The following is a 19,037-nucleotide window of genomic DNA, read 5'->3' as shown; positions in this document are numbered from 1 at the left end:
TCCTTTTTCAGTAGGCATCTACTGATTCTGCATTTCTACTTTTATTTTACACTAAATAATGCCATTTTAGAAATATTTGCTACGGGGACTCCTTAGGCATCTTCTTTCTTCTTGCGCCAAAAGATGAGGCTAGAAGCTGTCAGGCTAAACAGACCTAAGAGACCCAGAGCATGTTCTTTGCTACCTGTTTGTGGAAGCGTATGGTCCGCATGCCCTCCTTCTACTGCAGGAGTTGGAGCTTGAGGATCTTCTGCCAATCCTGGTGAAACAAATTGAGGGCCATAGGATACAGCTAGAGCAAGGTGAGGGTGCTCTTGGGCAGCTGATGCGGTCTTCATCTCAACGACCTTCTCAGGAAAATCTTGACTTGGTTGGACAAGGTGTTCTGGGGTTGGAAGCATATATTCTTCCTTGTAGTGCACTTCTGGTGCTACTAAAGCACCCCCCTCAATTTCTGGCAAATTCGCATAGTCTGTATCGCTTGCACTTGGTAGATAGCTTGCCTTTTGGGCGCGAGTCTTTTCGACAATTGGAATCGCAGCCTGGATAGAATCTGTCTTAAAGGTCACTTCATATGGATGCTCCACCGTTAAATCGGACGGGTCATAGGTGTTAAAGACTAGGGCTAACTTGTGGCCTTTCTTAACCGTATAGAGATTTGGTTGGAGATAAACGGTGTAATCATGGTATTCCCCAACTTTTGGCTCAATGCTTGCACGAGAGCTTGCTGAATCGTAGCCAGACTCAGGATTGGCAAGGTTGATCCAGCCTTTTGCGATCACCTTGTACTTGGTCTTGATGGTTTCATATTCGGCTACAGATAAGTTGCTTAAATTGCTTCCCATCCAGAAACCGTCTGCTGTTTTATCTTGCTTGACGCTACCATTTCCTACCACGTCAAAGTCCTCATCTGCCACGTCTACCAAGAGGGCATTGAGTTGGAAATTCTTTCCTTGACCTTTGGCAAGAGCTGCCTTGAAATGAACGGGAATGTGGCCCTTGATCGTAGTGTCCTCAGTGACATCAGAAACAAAGGTCAGATTAGCCTTAGAAGAGGCTTTGCTGACTGTTTCATTACGGTTAGCGATCTCAACACCCGCAGCCGCATAGTCACTTGAAATGGTTTCTTCCAAGCGTTTCGACTGAGCATTCAAAAAGAGACGTTGACTGCTCTTCCAGTTATCATAGCTGGTCCACTTACTTGGATCATAGTTGTTTTGAGCTAGAACCGCTGGCAAGCTTTCGACGTGATTGTCCACGCCATATAGGTAGTGGGTCAACCAGGTATTGAGCAAATCATAAAAATCTTGACCATTGGCGGTGATGCCGTATCCACGGGACATAGCAGCTGGATAGACGTGGTCTCCTTGGTGGAGATAGAGCTTGACATCTTGGCCCGCTTTTTTGAGGGCATCGTACATAAGTTCAAAATGTTTGGTCTTGACATTGTCATCGTTCAAGCCATGGACAATCAGGGCGCTGGTCTTGAGATTTTCTGGATGAAGGGTATAATCCCGCTCCTTCCAGACATCACTGTAGTTGCGATCATGAGCGTACTGGTCCTTGTTCAATTGGTTGATGTAGTTGGAATAGTTTTGCCAAATCCCTGCCCAATCGTCTTGGTCCAGCATCCGCGTGCTAACGTAGAGGGATAGCCATGAAAGGTCACTATAAGGTGCATTGCCAAATTGGGTCCCTTGGCTATTGAAATAATCATACCAAGAAGCAATCCCTGCTGCTGGAACGATGGTCTTTAGGCCTTCTACGCCTGTCGCTGCCACACCAAAGGTTGTGGTGCCAGCCCAGGATAGACCGGTCATTGCGACATTGCCACTTGCCCAGTCTGCCTTGATTTCGATATTGCTGGTCTTATCAGTGTAGGCTTTGCGTTTGCCATTGACCCATTCGATGATATTCTTGAAGGCATTGATTTCGAGATCAGACCCTGTCGTGTTAAAGCCTTCGGATCCCTTGGTACCAAGTCCAGCACTTGAGATAAAGGCATAACCTCTGACCAAAAAATAGTCATACCAGTTGAGATCTTCGTAGTCATAGATATACTCGTAGGGACTGTAGTAGTACCAATCCGATGCTTTGGCTTTTTTCGCTGCTTTTACTGTCGTCTCACTGCCAACTGGCTGTCTCTTTGCAGGTTGGCTGTGCAGTTTCTTCATGTCGTAGCTACCGTCTGTCGGAAGCCCCAGACTTTCAAGGGTCACGTAGTTTTCGTCTAGCGTCCCCGCTACGTAAGGACGCGCTTCCAGAATGGTTGCTGCCTTAAAATCTCCTTGAGCGGCTGCCTTTGGTAATTGAACAATGGCTTTGACCAAGTCTGGCTTGCCATCTGCATCGGTGTCATAGTCTGTTTCGACATAGACTGGGAAACGCACAATTTGGCTGTCCTCATATTTGTAGTCTTCGTCTGCTTTTTCTCCCGTCGTATAAGGGAAAATAGGCTGGGCCCGACCATTTAAAAAGAGAGGGCTTTTCTTTTCAGCCCGGTAGGCATCATAGAGTTTCTTAGCTGTTTCGTACATCTTGACCAATTCTGGCTGACTGACCTTACGAGTCAGAACTTCTGATGTTTCAATCAAACCTAAACTTTTGGCAAAGCGTTCCCGATCTGCTTGATTTTGCCCCAATTGATTAGGATCCGTTGCTGCCCATTGCAGCAAGCCATTAACAGCATCTTGAACTGTCAACTCTTTAGAGGCCTGATCCGCTGCAAGGGTCGAACCTGTGACTTTTGCCAAATCCTGACTTGTTGCCGGTGCTTCAGAAGTAGGAGTGGATTGAGGTGCAGCTTCCCTGTTTGTTACTGCTGGAGTTGCTACTGGAACAGTTGGCTCACTTGGAGCTGCGTGGGCTTCTCTTGTAGGAGCTACTTGATTGGCACCTGCCGCCCGATCCAGCAATGCCTCACTTGAGTTTGTTCCTTCTTCACTAGAGCTAGTACTTGTGTCACTTGTTGTCGGTCTTGCTTCAGTAGATGGAGCATGGACCACTTCTGTTGATGGAGCTAACTCTTCCGTTTGCTCGTCTGCTGCTGCTACTTGATGCAATACCATCGGAGCGATCAGTAAGCTCGATGCGACAATGGAAACCATTGTTTTCTTTTTCATTTCAGTCTCCTAACTTTTTTGTAATCAACACTCCCATTATACTATGTAAGCGTTTTAATATCAAATAGATATTCATCTGATCCACAAAAAACCGAGGCATCAGCCTCGGTTATCGATTCTTATTTAACGTGTTTCTTAAGATCTTCTTGTGCTTTTTTATTTGACTCTGCTTGTTCTTTTTGCCATTTTTCAAGGGCTTTGTTGTAGTCAGCACTTGTCACAGCTTTGTCTTGGAGTTTCATTCCTTTGTAGATCACGTGGTCTTTTCCTTTACCACCAGTCCATGCAAATGGAGCTGAGAATGGTTCGATACGTGTCAAGAATGGACGTCCAGTTGATGAAGAAGTTGGCATAACAAGGGCGCTATCAGTCAACCAAGCTTGCGCAGCCGCATATTTTTCATAGCGTTTGTTGACGTCTTGTGTTTCTGCACCAGCATCTTTGATCATCTTTTCAAAGTCGTACAGACCAACTTTTTTAGCTGCTTCATTGTTTTCACTTGGGTCAAATCCAAGGAAAGTCTTAGTATTTTCACCAGATGAAGCTTTCAAGATATCCATGTAAGTTGATGGGTCTTGGTAGTCAGGGCTCCATCCAACATTATCAGAGAGATCCCAGTCTTCGCCAGCCGCATTTGGCGCAAAGAGGGTCACATTTTGAAGGTCTTCTTTCGAAAGCATTTGGATATCGATGACGACATTTTCTTTACCAAGCGCTTCTTCAACTGATTGTTTGAAAGATTGCACCCGTTGAACTCTTGATGGAGTCGTTTGGTCTACAGGCATATCGATGTGAATTGGGAATTTCACACCTTCTGCTTCCAAGGCAGTCTTCGCTTTTGCAAACTCTTCCTTCGCTTTCTTCGCATCGAAGAGACCGTTTTGACCATCATCTAGTTTAGTAGATTTCCACTCATCTCCATAGGTATCCAATTGTGTTTTCACCATTTCACCGAAGGTCTTACCATCAGCTTGGACAAATGTTGGTGGAATGTAGAGGTTACGGATGATCTTGCTTGCTCCGTCTTTTCCGTTCAATTGAGCAGCATAAGCTTCACGGTTGAAGGCAAAGCTGATCGCTTGACGGAAGTCCTTGTTCAAGAGGGCTTTCTTAGTAGATTGTTTTTCTTCATCGGTCTTCTTAGCTGTGTGTTTGTAAGATTGACGGTCGATGTTGGTACCAATGACATAAGAAGCAGCATCTTGAGGAGTGTAGGTGATTTCGTCTTTAAATTCTTTGGCTTGCTCTGAGTAACCAGATCCAGTTGGGAAAAGTTTTGCCAAGCTAAGAGCATTTTCACCGAATGATTTCGCCAATTTACTTTGGTCTTGTCCATCGTAGAATTCCAATTTTACATCTGAGACGTAGACCTTGTCTTTATCCCAGTAGTTTTCATTCTTAGTCATTTCGATAGAAGATTTTGAAGTAAAGCTCTTCAAGATGTAAGGACCATTGTAAAGAAGGGAGCTAGTATCACTTGCTTGAGCGAATTTATCCCCTTTTGATTTTACGAATTTTTCGTTGACAGGGAAAGTGATCCCAAGTGTCAATTTAGAGTTCCAGAAAGATTCTGGTTGGTTCAAAGTGATTTGAAGGGTATGATCATCAACTGCTTTTACTCCTACAGCTGAGAAATCTTTATTTTTACCGCTGACATAGTCATTCAAGCCCTTGATAGAATCTTGGATGATGTAGAGCATTTCTGATTTATTATCAGCTGCATATTTGATCCCTGTGACGAAATCTTTAGCCGTGACATCCGCATACTCTTCGCCTTCTGAATCATACCATTTAGCATCGTCACGAAGTTTATAAGTGTAAGTCAAGCCATCTTGGGAAACTGTCCAATCTTTTGCAAGAGATGGAATCAAGTTACCGTACTTGTCATTTTCAAACAAGCCATCAATCAAGTTTCCTGTGATATCGTGGGTTGCTGCTTTACCAGATGTGATATAGTTCAAGTTTTCAGGCTCCGTCTCATAGACATATGAGAATTTTTGGCCGTTGCTTGAGCTAGATGATTTCGAACCACCAGAACAAGCTGCTAGGATCCCTGCTGAAAGGAGAGCAACTCCCGCAAGTGCAATGACATTTCTTTTTTTCATGTAAAACTCCTTAAGAAATTTTAAGTTTATTTTAAGATTATACCACAAAGATTTTCAGAAGAAAAGGAATTTTCAGAAAATTTTAGTTCTTTAAAAAAACTACTCCGGAGAGTAGTTTTTCCTTATTAATCTACTAAGTCGCTCTTGAGGTAGGCGTCGACCATGCGCTCTGTTGCGACTACAGAATCCAAGTGAGTCCGCTCATATGAGTGGCTCGATTCGATCCCTGCTCCGAGAAGAGCGTGTTTCACTTCTGCTCCTGCACTCATGGCTGCAGAGGCATCTGATCCGTAGAAAGGATAGATATCCAACTTATAAGGGATTTCTTGGACTTTTGCCAAGGCTACCAAATGCTGACGGAATTCGTAGTGATATGGTCCTGAAGCGTCTTTGACACAGATGGATACCGTGTATTCATCCGTCGCTTGGTCATCTCCCATAGCCCCCATATCCACTGCCAAGTATTCGACCACTTCAGCTGGAATACTAGAATTAGCCCCATGCCCCACTTCTTCAAAAACTGAAAAGGCAAAGGTGGTCGTTACTGGCAATTGGATCTGTTCTTCCTTGTACACGCGCAGAAGATTCAAGAGAATCGCCGCACTCACCTTGTCATCTAAGTGGCGTGATTTGATAAAGCCGGTGTCTGTCACAATGGTCCGGGGATCAAAGCTGACAAAATCACCCACTTCAATGCCAAGGGCACGGGTTTCTTTTTCATTGGTTACTTTTTCATCCAGACGGACTTCCATATTGTCCTGGGTCCGCTCGACAGTCCCCGCATCCTTGTAGACATGGCAAGAAGTCTGATGAACCAAAATCGTACCCGAATGGGTCTTTCCTGTATTGGCTACATGGACTGTACAATTTTCCCCTTCAATCATATTCCAAGGGAAACCACCGATGCGGTCTAGCTTGAGGCGGCCATCTGCTTTCACAGCGCGGACAATAGCTCCCAAGGTATCCACATGGGCTGTGACGTAGCGTTGTTTGTCTGTGATCACACCAGGCACGGTCACATTCACGCCACCCTTAGCAGTCCGAGTTACTTCGTACCCAAAGCTTTCAATGGTTTTGACCAAGTAGTCTGCGATCTCACGTGTATAACCGGTCGGTGAAGGAATAGCTGTTAATTCCTGCAAATAAGTCACTGTCTGATTCATAATGCCTCCAAATTTGTTTTTCTTTATTCTAGCATGAAATAGGTTGAATAGCTAGAGGAGAGGTTACGAGTTTGAGTTTTTCAACTCTTCCCGAACTTGCATTAAGAGAAGGCCTAGCTTGTTCTTCCCAGAGCCATCTCCCCCATCAGCCCAGTAAGCGTCGTTTTGCGTATGTTCGATGAGGATGGCATCTCCTGTCGCTAGCAATTCTTCAGCGATTTCTGGATTCTGGCTAAATTTCATTCGAAGGGCCTGAAGCATCACCTCATCTTTGACCTCTTCCCAATCTGGTCTCAAGGGATTTTGTCGATTGCGTCCCTCCAAAGCAGCATCTATTGGAGATGCTATCTGACGAATTTTCTCTTGAATTTGGGGTACTAATACAGTATCTGATGACAAAATGCTGGCTTTATCTTCTCCTTGTTTATCCTCTACAAGTTTAGCTGCAGCCAATTCAATCTCTTTGCGACTTTGTTTAGCAGTAGAATGTTGACCAGCAGTATATCCCATCATGAGAATAAAGCTAGTTGCGGCTACTGCTCCAACACTAATTAAGGCTTTAGTTTTGACTTTATTTAACATCTTAGACCTTCTTTCTATAAAAACTAAGTCAAGAATACCAGATAAAGCTTGAAAAAAGTATCACAGAAGTAAAAATGCCACCCGAAGGTGGCCAATATAACTTACAAAATTAGTAATCCGTCTGATAAATTTTTTTATACAAACCATTTTTCAGATATCATAGACATAATGATTTCCTCCTTAATTACTAATAGATTATCAAATTTACTGTTTATTAGAATGAGTAATATGTGCAATTTTTGTAAATAAATTAAAAAAGCTGCATCTTCTGCAACTTTTTAATCTGGTGGAAAATAGCCCAACTGCTCAGCGATGTGAATCGCCTCCTGCCTGTTAGTCACTCCCAATTTTGAAAAGATATTGGCCAAGTGATTGGAAACTGTACGTTTACTAACATAGACCTTGTCACAGACATCATCAATGGTCAAGCCATTTCTAACCAGTTCTAGTATCTCGATTTCTCGTGGTGTTAGCACCTCTACCATCACTTCATCTGAAAAGACCTTACCACCTAGATAAATCTTTTCCAGTTTTTTCACCAACTCATCTGGGTCCATACTTTTGTCCAGAAAGCCATAAGCCCCCATAACTTTAGCTCGGTGTTCATACATTTTTTTACTGTAACCTGTCAAAATCACAACCTTACTAGAACAACCATTGTCGATAATCTCTTGTGCCAAGGTCAGCCCATCATCTTGATACAGACTCGTCAGGTTGATGTCAATCAAAATAATGTCGTAGTCATTAAAAGCAATCTCCGAAATAGTCGAAAAATTATCCACTAACTGGACCTTTTTAATGTTTTCCGATAACTCTAAAATCATCTTGATACTTTGGCTAAATAATTTATGATCATCAATTAACAAAATTTTCATAACACAACTCCTTATCAATCGGGAGAGTAATTTCTACACGAAATTTCTTATTATTTTCAAAAATCTGCATTTGACCACCTAAAACACTAATTTTATTAGACATATTTTTCAAGCCATAACCTAAGGATTTTTCTGTTTGAAGACAGTCATTTTCAGAAATGATAAAAATAGCGTCATCATGCACATCAATCTTCAAAGAAATCCTTCCACCACTAGCGTACTTAACGGCATTGGTCGCCAACTCCTCAACCAGACGATAGGCAATTTTATCGTAAGGAGATAAAAGCCTAAAGTGGGCAGGAAACTGTGTGACTACTTCATTTTCTGCGTGATAGCGTTTGACAATCCGATTAATCAGCCCTTGATACTGGATGTCTAACTGCTCGTCTGTTTCTACCATTGGCTGATAATAATCCATCCGCTCACGAATCCGCTGAACCAACTCCTCTGTTACCAGATTGATCTGTTCACCAAAAGCTTGATTGCTACTATATTTATTGAAATTTTTTATTGCCATAACATTTTGCAGGATTTCATTGTGAAGAAATTCGGAGAACTGTTGTTCTGTATCTTCATTTGCCAGCAGATTTTTCACCATACGGTTACGCTTTAAAAAGAGAACTTTTACATAATCCCCAGAATCTAGCATTTCAGCAGAACGAAAGAGGCGAATCAATTCTTCCGAACAAATCCCGAACAATAGTAACATGATATTCAAGACCAAAAAGCTCGTGTTTAAATCTAGACGAAAGATGATGAAAATGCCTACTAACAAAAACATAACCAGTAAAAACAAGCGTGAAAAAGCTTTTATATAGGACAATTTTAACTCTGATACCTTTTTTTGAAGAGAGCTGATAATTGTTTTGAAGTGTAAAAAAGCTAAGATACCAAGAATTTCTAGATACCAGACTAGGTTCATCACTCCTGAGCCCCTCGTATTGATATACAAAAAGAAATAAGAAAGAGGCAATATCAAAGCTAATATCCACAAATTTCGTCTCTGATACTTGAGTTTACTTTTCAACTCTTTATGATATAAAATCAGTAAAATCAAGGGAACAAGGTTTAAAAAGAAAGACGCAAACAAGGACAGAAATAGAAAAATTGAAGGACTTAACAGATATGAACTAATGGTGATTAGTGTCAACACAAAGGACACACTCAACAGTTCTTCTCCTATTTTCTCTCCCAGAAAGATAATAGACAGAGAACTATACACCAATAAAAAAGAGTTGAGCGGATGAAGAATATCAAAAAAGTGCAACAGGGTGCTCGCAACTCCTTGATTAAATATAGATTGCCAGCTAATGAGAAACATCATCAGGAGCAACCAAAGTTTCAACTCACTATACCGAAAGGTCACAATATTACAAATATAGCTAAATACAATTAAAGCAATAATCAGCAATAAAACCATCTGCAAGGAAAAATCTGTCGAAAAGTCCAGAGGGATCCTATGATAAATATAAATCATTAAAGCTAGATGATTCAAAATCGTCAACCACCACAATAAAAGTGAGTTTTTCGAGAACAATTTGACAAACTGTTTCATATGTATCTACTTCCTGAACTACTTTAATATTATTATAACACAATACCAGAATTGCAGGATAGGCAACTCTGGTATTTGACTTAATTTTCAATAATTTGCCAACTTACTCTGTAAGTCACTAGCAAGTAAAGGACAAAGAGTAAAACCGCTACTCCCAAATAGGTGATATCTATAGAAATGCTGGTATTAGCGAAATTTTCAAAATAGCCTAGAAGTGCGGTACTCAAGGCAAATGCTAGCGGACCTGCGATGACCAGCGGAACCAAGAAATAACTTAGAATCTGTTGCAAAAGAATAGAGCGATTTTGCTTCCTCTTATTCCCAAGAAGATATAAGATTTGATAATCATTGACACTATCCAAAGCACTTGTAGAAGTTTGAAGGGACAAGATACTGAGGGAAATAATGATAAAAATAACACTGACAAAAATCATGACAAAGACAATGACGCCCATAAATCCAAGATATATCTCAAAAATTCTTCCTTTGGTTTGATAGGTGAACGGATTCAACTCTGCTCCATCACGAGTGAAGTAGTATTTTTCTATCCACTGACTTAAGAATGTTTCTACTTTCCGTTTGTCGATATTTTCTTTGAAATTGGCAACATAGGTCGTGTGGTCTTCCGTCAATCCAACTACTACCTTATCTGGTACAATTAAGGTTCCTGTGTCATTTGTACCCACTGACGATAAAAAGTAAACTGTTTCAAGCGGCTTTGAAGACGCAAGATTAAGAGAATAACCGTTAATCATGAGAGTTTTTGTCGTTAATAGAAAGTCCTGAATCTGCTTGGCAGTTCCTTTATAGTTAGCATTGACCAGAAATTGGTTATCTGCCAAGTCAACCGCTTTTTCCCCTTGCAGTTTGCGGAGATGATTGTAGGCAGAAATTCCTAAAATCGGTACTTTTGATTCAGGAAGTTCCTTATCATGCGCCCAGAGATTGCTAGTATCAATCAAATCTTTATAGATTAAATCACTAGAATAGATAGGATAGCTGTACTCCTCTTTGATGAGGTTAAAGTCAAATCCATCTGCTTTTAATCTGTCTTTGACAGATTCCTGAGAAAACTGGAACTCCTGACCACGATAGAGATTGACAGTTACATCATAAGGTGAGTATTTGTTCAGCTCTCGGTTCATAGTCGTATAGGCACTACCACTAAAAACTAGTAAGCTGAGAGCCAGGGTCAAGGTCAAGGATAAGACAGCCAACGTGACCGAATTACTATCAGCTTGTTTTGAAAATTGACGAATTTTAAAACTGTTTAGTTTGTTATAGTAGGTTTGAGGCAGTTTTCTAAGGGAAACCAAGATAAAATGGCTCAAGGTATTGTAAAATAAAATCACAAAAATCACGAAGACAGATACCAGCAAAATACCCCAACTTTTCAAGAGTGATAGATGGTGATAGTCTGAAAAATAGAGAGCACCAAAACCGATAACAGCTGTCGAAAGAATAAAGAGAAGTGCTTGAAGAACTGGCTTGCCTTTTGCCAAGACAGATTTCTTGACCCCATTTTCTTGAATGAGTGCAATGATATTTTGCTTTCTAAAGGTAAGAATGTCCATGACACCAACAATAAAACTGGTTACCAAATAGGAATAAACTAGTAAGATGACAGACTTGCTATCAAAAAAAAGCAGACTACCAAAGTAATTGGCCATAAAAAACTCAGATGCAACCTTAGATAGAATGACCAGTAAAATCAAGCCAAGCAAGAAACCTAGAATCAAGGAAAAGATATTGACCAGCATGGTTTCAAAGAACAGGGTACGGATAATCTGCTTCTTCTTCATTCCCAGCGTTGCATAAAGTCCCAGCTCTTTCTTGCGCCGTCCCAGGACGAAGTTTGTGGAATAAACGACGAGAAAGGCAATCGCCGATAGAATCAGATAGGAAAGCAAGCCCATGTACTGACTCATCACCGTCGTCAACATTTCCTTTGCTCCTGATAAACTTTGCATCACTGGATGGCTTGGTAAAGCATTAAAAGCATAGAGCAAGCTATAAATCAAGGTTAGACTGAAAAAGTAGATGGTGTAAGTCTGTAAATTTCGAAATACATTTCGTAAAATTAATTTTGGATACATACTCTCTTCCTCCTATCTGGTACGGCTGTAAATCTCTTGCAAATACTGTTCATTAGATAAGCTGTTACGTTCCAAATCATCCATAATCTTTCCATCGCTAAGTAGCACCATCCGTGAAGAGTACTTGGCTGCGGCAGGGTCATGCGTAACCAGTAAAATGGTAATACCAAAACTTTTATTGATTTCCTGCAAAAGTGCCATCAGTTTTTCAGAATTGGCAGAGTCCAAGGCTCCTGTCGGCTCATCTGCGATAATCAGTTTAGAATCATCAATCAAGGCTCTAGCAGTTGCCACACGTTGTCGCTGGCCACCTGATAACTGATTAGGAAACTTATCTTTTAAGTTTTGAATGGCCAACTTATCCAAAATTTCCTCAATCTTATCCTGATTTTTTTTGATATTTTTCCCCTGAATTTGAAGAGGTAGAATGATATTTTCATAGACCGTCAAGGTTTCCACCAAGTTGTAGGCTTGGAAAATATAGGAAATGTTTTTAGCACGATAGTCAGCTAGTTCATTTTCCTTGGCATGGATGATGTCAAAATCTTCAAATCGAATCTCACCTGATGTTGGTTTATCAATCGTTGAAATACAGTTGAGGAGTGTTGTTTTTCCACTACCACTGGCACCCATAATTGCCAGAAATTCACCTTTTTCAACGGACAAGTTCACATCTAATAAAGCATGAACGATATTATCCCCTTGACCAAATGTTTTCGTTAATCCTGTCACAATAAGCTGTTTCATCATTTCATTCCTCCGTTTCTTTATTACTCTCTCATTATACGGTTTCTTTCAAGGTTTTCCATGAGTATTTTGTGCAATATATTCAAGTTATAAAAAACCGATGCCTTTTTCAGGTATCGGTCGATGTTGATTATTTGCGATCGTTTCTTTTTTTCATAAAGTAAACAATCCCTATGACAATAACTCCTAAGACCAGTACAGGTGCATAGAATTCTAGTGTTCCAATAATTCCTTCCATTTTATCCTCCTATCAAAAAATAGAGGTAGTTTTATCCACAGCGTACGTTTGGCGAAGTACATTCATAAGAATATGTAAACCACCAACCACAGCGACCTTGTACTGTTAATCTAACAGTCGTACGTCACCCAGCAGTATATTTAATATTTAACTCTTGGCTATTAATTTCATAATCCAAAGAATCAATCTCAAAATGGTCTTGTTTCATTTGTATTTCTCCCGTCAATATAACACCAAATCAAAGTGTTGTCAATGTTTTGTAATAAAACTCAAGAATTTTCCTTTTGTTTTATCTAACAACAAACATTATTTCTCGTATACTCATAGGAACAGGTGAAACACAATCCACAGCGACCTGCTAGTGTCATTTTAAAAGCTATGCACCACTAGCTCCTGATTTCCCGGAAAGTTCTTGGTTTTCAACCTCGAAACTTAGAGAATCAATCTCTGGACGACTTGTATTTTTAGACATAAGGTTGCCTCCTTCCTTCTTTTAGATGATCATCTTTACAGTAACTAGTATAAACTCTAGTATTGGCTAAGTAATGAGTAAATCGTGCAAGTTTCTTATTTTCGAGAAAAATTTTTATAGTGCCCAATTAAAAAGTAGCTGAACAATCTCTTGCTCAGCTACTTTTTAATCTTCTTGTCCAACTAATGATTTTCAAAACACCACATAAAAGTAAGGATAGATTAAATACCGCATAAAATCCTGTAAAACTGATCAGACCATTCTGGGATAAATCTTCCATATAAAGGGTCGGTTCAGTAAAGAACAGATAAATTCCATAGACCTCTACGAAAATAAGAAAACTGACAAAACCAATAAGGAAAAGTCCACTGGCAATAAGAAAGAGTCTCCATAAAAGAATGAGAATTCCTCCTACTGCTAAAAAAATTACTGGGATAAGGAGTAAATCATTCATGACTTTCTCCTTTCTAGTCAATCAACCGACGGAAATAGGTGGCAAGAGAGTAATCAAATTCCTCTAGCTTTTGAACTAAGTCCAAATACTCCTCTTTCTCATGATTTGTAGGAATGAAGCAAGGGTCTCCAAGACTTTCATCATCCATTTGATAATATACTTCAGTTATATCTTTTCCAACTTCGATCCCCAATAAATTACCATCAAAAGCGGATTCTTCCATATTCCTAGAAATGACATTCTCCAAAGCTTCGCGAACATCCGGATAAAAGTATGAACTTCCGTCATCATAAAGGTTGTTAAAATTTTATAATTTTCTCTGTTATATAGGACGGTGAGTGCTATTTTGTCGTCGACACTCTTGAATAATTTATATTGTCTTTTTATCACTTGTTCTAGCCTATTTCTAATCCTCAAGAATTGAAAAATTATATTTGTTGTTGTATCTCTGATTGAAGCGAACAATTACATTCATAGGGTCTTTTTTTATTAATCCATTATCAAAAGTTATACTTTTCTTTAACTCTTCCCGAAATTTTTGTATCCCAGATGCTATTTCAGCTACTAATCTTGAAGTATCAATTTTAAAAGTGGCAATACCCTTATCTTCCATAAAGAGTATTGAATCGAAAAATAATATTGAAATATACAAATCCGTAGCTGAACTCTTTGTCAATTTAATTAAAGAGTTCTCTAATAATAATTGAATGTTTTTGACATCACTTTGATTATAAAAATATTCAAACAGTACCTGATTTATATCTGTAGGAAAAACGTCTGGAACAAGAGTTGGAGGTTCAATTCGATACTTTTGTCTTCCGCGAAGTATATCTTCAACGTTTCCTTCTTTAATAGCTTCTATAATTTTTATTTTTTCCTTCAATTTAGTTTATTCTTCTTCCTTCTTCTCTCCATATTTAGGGTCAATTATATTAAATAAGCGAATTTGTTCCTCTTGAAAAAACCTATCGTAAAGTTCAATGTCCCCACTCGCTTTATTCCAATCATTCTGTGAGGCTATTCTAGCCCTATTGAGATACTTTGGGGAAAGTTTGTCCTCTTGACTTCCCAAAAATAGTCCTCACTGCTTTTTAATCCGTCTTTTTGTTTCCCTTGTAATTCAGGCTGAATATTTCGGCTCATGAAGGGATAATTGATATTGTAAATGCTCTGTTGGATTTTCACTACAGAATTCTTATAGGCGAGAATTAAAGCAAGAGCTTACCAATACTTAATTCGTAAACTCTTATTTGTTTCAATTCCAACATAGATATAAAGAGTTATTTTAATCTTTGCTCGCTAGAATTTCAGCCCCTTCAGGTAATATTTCTTCTAGTTCAGACTTTGTAAATAAGCCTTGTGCTTTAGGATTTCCTCTTAAAGCTTCTGGAAATTGCCTAAAGAAATTTTTATTAGCTTCTTCTTGTGTCACGTTCGGTGGGCAACAGTCGTTTTTTAGCTTGAAATGAATTTCTTTAAGTGTTTTTTCCCCAGACTTTAATAATTGAAATAGGTCTAATGGGAATTCATAAACCACACGCTGAGGGGCAATTCCTCCCTCCTCATCAACATAATAAAGATGATTACCATCTCTCCAGACATGCTGACCGTATCCTTTTACCTCTTCAAATTGAATAACATCTTCCCATTCTAGGTTTGTTGGTTTCATCTTATACCTCTTTTACTTAAGTGGCGATACATAATCATCTGGAAGTTTGCCTCTCCAGTCAATCCATTTTTGTTCAGCAAGCGGAATTAATCTTTCAAGCTCTTCCTGAGTAAATAACTCTCTAGTTTCAGGTAAATCAATTAATGATGTAGGACTCTCTTCTATGAATCGTTTCTCACTAGCTTTCTTTTCTTCTTCCGTCGGTGGCCAACGATCGGTCTGAAGTTTACTTAATATTTCTAACTGCGTTCTCTCTCCACTTTCTAATAAGGCAAACAGCTCATTTGGTAATTCATAAACTACACGCTGAGGGGCAATTCCTCCCTCCTCAGTAACGTAATAAAAATGATTACCATCTCTCCAGATATGCTGACCATAACCTTTTACCTCTTCAAACTGGATAACATCTTCCCATTCTAGGTTTGTTGGTTTCATTTTATACCTTCCTTACTAAAGTGGTGATACATAATCGTCTGGAAGTTCACCCATTGATTCTATCCATTGTTGTTCAGCTTGAGGAATAAGTATTTCAAGTTCTTTATTACTAAAAAGCAACTGATTTTTACGGTTTGATATCAGCACAATTGGCTTTTCTCTAGCTCTTTTTTTTCTTATTTCGTTCTTTTCTTCTTCCGTCGGTGGCCAACAATTGTTCTTTACTCTATAAGATACTTCTCGTATCGTTCTCTCCCCACTCTCTAGTAAGGCAAATAACTCATTTGGTAATTCATAAACCACTCGCTGAGGGGCAATTCCTCCCTCCTCAGTAACGTAATAAAGAGTATTGCCATCTCTCCAAATGTGCTGACCATAACCTTTTACTTCTTCGAACTGGATAACATCTTCCCAGCCTAATTTACTATGTTCCATGTATGTTCTCCTCTCTTGGTACTAATATCTTCCATGACACCTTCTGGAATATCTCCTGGGAAAGTTCGTCCAGCTGGTCTCCACCAGTCATTGGCTCCTGCTTCATTTCCACTTGGTATTGAAATCCCTTTTTCTGCTACTACTTCTGGAGTAACATCCAAACGATAAAGTGGCCCGTCTCCTAAATAACCTTCATCAAGTCCTAATATTATTTCATAAAGACGATTATCTCCATTGGCAACCTTTTCAATGATATCTGCATGTTCTTTACTCAACCAGAAACTTGTTCCATCATCACCTCCAACAATACCTCCATTCCAATTTTCGCTAGGCTGAAATTTTTGGAATCGGGATGCTCCATTTTTAAATAGTTGTCTGTGTGCTTCTATATACTTAGGGGTGAGATATTCCTCAACATCAGGGCGAAAGATTCCTTTCTGAGATTCGGGCTTGATATCAAGTATATCCTTCTTAGTATATGCACCTCTAATATACTTCACTTTAGGTGAGTCCTTAGAAATATTAAAAATTAATTCCCTTTCTTCAGGAGTTAATTTGTCAAAGACTTTCTCTAGATATCTTTCTCGAGTTGCAAAATCTTTAAAACCTGAACTCTTCCTTGCAAGTTTGCTTTCTTCTATATTTCGTAAAATGCGTTCACGATCATAAGTTTTTGTTGGTTCTGTTATAGTTTTAACATTGGTATCTACCTTAGGGTTTACCTCAGGAATTACTGGTTTCCTATTGAAGAATGGAACCTTCCCTTTTACTTTACTAAATACATCCGAGAACGTTGTATAGGGTTTATTGTAGTACTGATTGTATCCAACATAAGAGGTATACAGGGAACTTGCCAGTTGCAAGCTCTCAGTAAAAGCCCTCACGTTCTTGATATCTTTTGCCCGATTGATTTCTTCCTGTGTAGCTGGTTTGCCTGTAAAAGGATTAATTCCTTCTTCAATTATATAATAATCATACTTAGTTTGAAAGGCGGGATCTCGCCAACTAAGCATTTTTTGACTATCTAAAAGGAAATAGCGATCTAGTAGGTAATCATAATTAGCGCGTTCTGTTTCAGATTTAAATAGTTGTGCATAGGGATTCACATGGGCCATGGAGATCAATGTTTTAAGTTCTGGGTAGGCCTCTTCTAACGCTTCTTGATCCATTGCATCGATACGTTTCCTAAATTTCGGGTCCACCTTGGCTAATTCTGAAGGTAATAATCCTAAGTGATCATTCTTCACTTCATTATATCGCTTCCAAATTAGTTTCACATCCTCATAATCCATAGTAGCAGTCACATTATCGCCTTGTCCCATTGTAAGAAACCTTTTATATGATTGAATCACAGAACCATACTCTTCCTCCAGTTCTGCACGTGACATTTTTGAGAGTTTTTCCTCTAACGTTTCAACCTTCGGGTTCTTCACTTTGTTCAGGACTGCTTGTCGTTTTTGCCATCCTAAAGAGATTGTTTGCTTCCATGATAGATCAGCTCCATTACTTGGGGGCAAGTAGGTTCCGCTAGTAGCATCCCATGATTGTGCAGCTTGGGCAAAACCATTTTGAACGGCCAATAAATAGCGCTCTGAATTTAAAAAGATAGTTGGAGATACTGCATTAAAAGTAAGCAGGCTAATTAATATTTTCTGTAATTTTTGTTTTGCTCCTTCTAATACGGCTATGGATACCGAAAGATTTAGAAAAGCTGAAATCTTATTATCCGATTTTGTTTCCATTAACTGTTGTATATTGGAAATCTTTTGATCTGCTTCCCTAATTTTTTCTTCTAAATCAACTTGACGCCAACTTTTACTATCTACATCAGAGGTATATTGACTGACAAATTTTTGACACTCCTCCGCCAGTGATTCTTGGTATAAGACAATCCCTTGAATTAATGGAATTACAGTACTTGTAATATGCGCCTTTGCTGAGTCGTAAGCATGCCCTTTTAACTCTTCTTCAGCTACAAAATTTTCAAGAACTTTAATCAATTCAATATTCTGTTGCACGCACTGGGCGGATATACTAGATAAACTATTTGCCTGACTTCTGGCGGATTCTAGATACATATCTATACTCATGTGATTTCCTCCGTCACTAATCGTCTTTTTTCTTGGTGAATCGAATCTAACTTTATTTCAATAGATTTATGTTCTTTCCGAAGTTTTTCTAATTCTTCATCCAGGCTGTATTCCATTATTCTCACTTGATGCTGGAATTCTAACTGGTCATCCATCATTTGACTTTGATATCTACTACCTTCGAAAAGAAAATCTAGATCATTTAACCAATGTGAATCATTCAACAGCTGATCCATTACTTCCATTTTCTTCGAATCTAATTTTTCTATCCGCTGGTATAAGTCCCACTCCTTATCTGAAAGTTGTAGTTCTTTCTCATGGAGCTTATTCCATGTATCTTCTACATTCATATCTAATCCTCTATTACATCTAAGTATTTTGATTTCGCTTCATTTGAGAATGATGGCTTAGACTGAATAGTATTCAAAATATTTAAATTTTGACGAATCATGGCATCCTTATCTTCAAACTGCTCAGCTAAGCTGTGGATATTTTGAATCATATTCACAATATGATTCGATAGCTGAGTCTGAAGATTCTCAAATTGACTAATACCATTTTTTGCACTATTATTACCAGCAACTGTCGTTTGTTCATCTCTTTGAACTGTAATAGCTGAATGATTATTGGCAGATCCTATTGCAGTAGCATGCTTAGCAGCCACCGAAAGATCACTTTTTACGGTGTATTTATCTCCCATTCATTTCTCCTTTAAATTTTTTCATATTATAACATCTTTCACAGCTATAAAAAAGCCTAGTTAGTGGTATTCCCAGCACATTCGCTCACGCAAAAAAACTCAAGCCGACTGACTTGAGTTCCATATTATTGATCATTGCGGCATTCATACCAAACTTAGGGTGTTAAATGGAATAGCTAGAGGCGAGGTTACAGAGTGGCGTTTTTCAACTCTTTCCGTACTTTCATCAGGAGAAGACCTAGCTTGTTCTTCCCAGAGCCATCTCCACCATCAGCCCAGTAAGCGTCGTTTTGCGTATG

At 39.1% G+C, this 19,037-nt stretch carries 16 protein-coding genes and 2 pseudogenes; all 18 read right to left on the bottom strand.

Annotation, left to right across the window (positions count from 1 at the left end; genetic code table 11):
- Positions 1-92: 92 nt before the first annotated feature.
- Positions 93-3,122 carry a CocE/NonD family hydrolase gene (locus HMPREF2917_RS02470; protein ID WP_070588892.1) on the bottom strand — a complete coding sequence of 1,010 codons (3,030 nt, stop codon included), beginning with the start codon at positions 3,120-3,122 and terminating at the stop codon, positions 93-95.
- A 119-nt stretch (positions 3,123-3,241) separates the two neighbouring features.
- Entirely contained in the window at positions 3,242-5,227 is a 1,986-nt protein-coding gene (locus tag HMPREF2917_RS02465) for a peptide ABC transporter substrate-binding protein (RefSeq protein ID WP_070588891.1), read from the bottom strand.
- A gap of 125 nt (positions 5,228-5,352) precedes the next feature.
- Positions 5,353-6,390 carry a M42 family metallopeptidase gene (locus HMPREF2917_RS02460; protein ID WP_070588890.1) on the bottom strand — a complete coding sequence of 346 codons (1,038 nt, stop codon included), beginning with the start codon at positions 6,388-6,390 and terminating at the stop codon, positions 5,353-5,355.
- 90 nt (positions 6,391-6,480) lie between these two features.
- Positions 6,481-6,972, bottom strand: a pseudogene (locus tag HMPREF2917_RS11870) (NADAR family protein); the annotation flags it as partial.
- A gap of 278 nt (positions 6,973-7,250) precedes the next feature.
- A complete protein-coding gene (locus HMPREF2917_RS02450) occupies positions 7,251-7,847 on the bottom strand; it encodes a response regulator transcription factor (RefSeq protein WP_000698198.1) in 597 nt (198 codons plus the stop codon).
- A complete protein-coding gene (locus tag HMPREF2917_RS02445) occupies positions 7,828-9,402 on the bottom strand; it encodes a sensor histidine kinase (RefSeq protein ID WP_049488342.1) in 1,575 nt (524 codons plus the stop codon). The genes HMPREF2917_RS02450 and HMPREF2917_RS02445 overlap by 20 nt, the downstream gene beginning before the upstream one ends.
- A gap of 80 nt (positions 9,403-9,482) precedes the next feature.
- Positions 9,483-11,498, bottom strand: a complete 2,016-nt coding sequence (locus tag HMPREF2917_RS02440) for an FtsX-like permease family protein (protein WP_070588889.1) — start codon at positions 11,496-11,498, stop codon at positions 9,483-9,485.
- A 12-nt stretch (positions 11,499-11,510) separates the two neighbouring features.
- Positions 11,511-12,245 carry an ABC transporter ATP-binding protein gene (locus HMPREF2917_RS02435; protein WP_049530702.1) on the bottom strand — a complete coding sequence of 245 codons (735 nt, stop codon included), beginning with the start codon at positions 12,243-12,245 and terminating at the stop codon, positions 11,511-11,513.
- 269 nt (positions 12,246-12,514) lie between these two features.
- Positions 12,515-12,592, bottom strand: a pseudogene (locus HMPREF2917_RS11865) (salivaricin M family lantibiotic); the annotation flags it as partial.
- A 517-nt stretch (positions 12,593-13,109) separates the two neighbouring features.
- Positions 13,110-13,430 (bottom strand): DUF5966 family protein, encoded by a 321-nt coding sequence (locus HMPREF2917_RS02425; protein WP_080979690.1) that lies wholly within the window; start codon positions 13,428-13,430, stop codon positions 13,110-13,112.
- On the bottom strand, positions 13,423-13,632 hold the full coding sequence (locus HMPREF2917_RS11635; protein WP_080979691.1) for a hypothetical protein: 210 nt from the start codon (positions 13,630-13,632) through the stop codon (positions 13,423-13,425). The genes HMPREF2917_RS02425 and HMPREF2917_RS11635 overlap by 8 nt, the downstream gene beginning before the upstream one ends.
- A 183-nt stretch (positions 13,633-13,815) precedes the next feature.
- The gene (locus tag HMPREF2917_RS02415; RefSeq protein ID WP_049488347.1) at positions 13,816-14,292 is read right to left on the bottom strand and encodes a hypothetical protein; all 477 of its coding nucleotides are present in this window, start codon (positions 14,290-14,292) and stop codon (positions 13,816-13,818) included.
- A 402-nt stretch (positions 14,293-14,694) separates the two neighbouring features.
- Positions 14,695-15,078, bottom strand: coding sequence for a hypothetical protein (locus HMPREF2917_RS02405; RefSeq protein ID WP_049488351.1), 384 nt, complete (start codon positions 15,076-15,078; stop codon positions 14,695-14,697).
- Between the two features lie 12 nt (positions 15,079-15,090).
- Positions 15,091-15,513, bottom strand: a complete 423-nt coding sequence (locus tag HMPREF2917_RS02400) for a hypothetical protein (RefSeq protein WP_049488353.1) — start codon at positions 15,511-15,513, stop codon at positions 15,091-15,093.
- A gap of 15 nt (positions 15,514-15,528) precedes the next feature.
- Complete coding sequence (locus HMPREF2917_RS02395) at positions 15,529-15,948, bottom strand: hypothetical protein (RefSeq protein ID WP_070589712.1); 420 nt, start codon at positions 15,946-15,948, stop codon at positions 15,529-15,531.
- Entirely contained in the window at positions 15,930-18,038 is a 2,109-nt protein-coding gene (locus HMPREF2917_RS02390) for a hypothetical protein (RefSeq protein WP_049488356.1), read from the bottom strand. Before HMPREF2917_RS02390 ends, HMPREF2917_RS02395 begins: the two co-directional genes overlap by 19 nt.
- Complete coding sequence (locus HMPREF2917_RS02385) at positions 18,035-18,388, bottom strand: DUF3958 family protein (protein WP_049488359.1); 354 nt, start codon at positions 18,386-18,388, stop codon at positions 18,035-18,037. Before HMPREF2917_RS02385 ends, HMPREF2917_RS02390 begins: the two co-directional genes overlap by 4 nt.
- Positions 18,389-18,390: 2 nt before the next feature.
- Positions 18,391-18,738 (bottom strand): TIGR04197 family type VII secretion effector, encoded by a 348-nt coding sequence (locus tag HMPREF2917_RS02380; protein WP_049488361.1) that lies wholly within the window; start codon positions 18,736-18,738, stop codon positions 18,391-18,393.
- Between the last annotated feature and the right edge of the window lie 299 nt (positions 18,739-19,037).

The organism is Streptococcus sp. HMSC061E03 (genome assembly GCF_001813505.1).
In the GTDB taxonomy this organism is placed as follows: Bacteria; Bacillota; Bacilli; order Lactobacillales; family Streptococcaceae; genus Streptococcus.
This window is presented reverse-complemented; position numbering and strand designations above follow the sequence as displayed.

What these genes read in the sequence shown, in the direction of transcription:
- HMPREF2917_RS02465 (WP_070588891.1), bottom strand. Translation starts at nt 5,227, where the DNA reads ATGAAAAAAAGAAATGTCATTGCACTTGCGGGAGTTGCTCTCCTTTCA.
- HMPREF2917_RS02440 (WP_070588889.1), bottom strand. Translation starts at nt 11,498, where the DNA reads ATGTATCCAAAATTAATTTTACGAAATGTATTTCGAAATTTACAGACT.
- HMPREF2917_RS02450 (WP_000698198.1), bottom strand. Translation starts at nt 7,847, where the DNA reads ATGAAAATTTTGTTAATTGATGATCATAAATTATTTAGCCAAAGTATC.
- HMPREF2917_RS02390 (WP_049488356.1), bottom strand. Translation starts at nt 18,038, where the DNA reads ATGAGTATAGATATGTATCTAGAATCCGCCAGAAGTCAGGCAAATAGT.
- HMPREF2917_RS02395 (WP_070589712.1), bottom strand. Translation starts at nt 15,948, where the DNA reads ATGGAACATAGTAAATTAGGCTGGGAAGATGTTATCCAGTTCGAAGAA.
- HMPREF2917_RS02470 (WP_070588892.1), bottom strand. Translation starts at nt 3,122, where the DNA reads ATGAAAAAGAAAACAATGGTTTCCATTGTCGCATCGAGCTTACTGATC.
- HMPREF2917_RS02400 (WP_049488353.1), bottom strand. Translation starts at nt 15,513, where the DNA reads ATGAAACCAACAAACCTAGAATGGGAAGATGTTATCCAGTTTGAAGAG.
- HMPREF2917_RS02460 (WP_070588890.1), bottom strand. Translation starts at nt 6,390, where the DNA reads ATGAATCAGACAGTGACTTATTTGCAGGAATTAACAGCTATTCCTTCA.
- HMPREF2917_RS11635 (WP_080979691.1), bottom strand. Translation starts at nt 13,632, where the DNA reads ATGGAAGAATCCGCTTTTGATGGTAATTTATTGGGGATCGAAGTTGGA.
- HMPREF2917_RS02385 (WP_049488359.1), bottom strand. Translation starts at nt 18,388, where the DNA reads ATGAATGTAGAAGATACATGGAATAAGCTCCATGAGAAAGAACTACAA.
- HMPREF2917_RS02435 (WP_049530702.1), bottom strand. Translation starts at nt 12,245, where the DNA reads ATGAAACAGCTTATTGTGACAGGATTAACGAAAACATTTGGTCAAGGG.
- HMPREF2917_RS02380 (WP_049488361.1), bottom strand. Translation starts at nt 18,738, where the DNA reads ATGGGAGATAAATACACCGTAAAAAGTGATCTTTCGGTGGCTGCTAAG.
- HMPREF2917_RS02445 (WP_049488342.1), bottom strand. Translation starts at nt 9,402, where the DNA reads ATGAAACAGTTTGTCAAATTGTTCTCGAAAAACTCACTTTTATTGTGG.
- HMPREF2917_RS02405 (WP_049488351.1), bottom strand. Translation starts at nt 15,078, where the DNA reads ATGAAACCAACAAACCTAGAATGGGAAGATGTTATTCAATTTGAAGAG.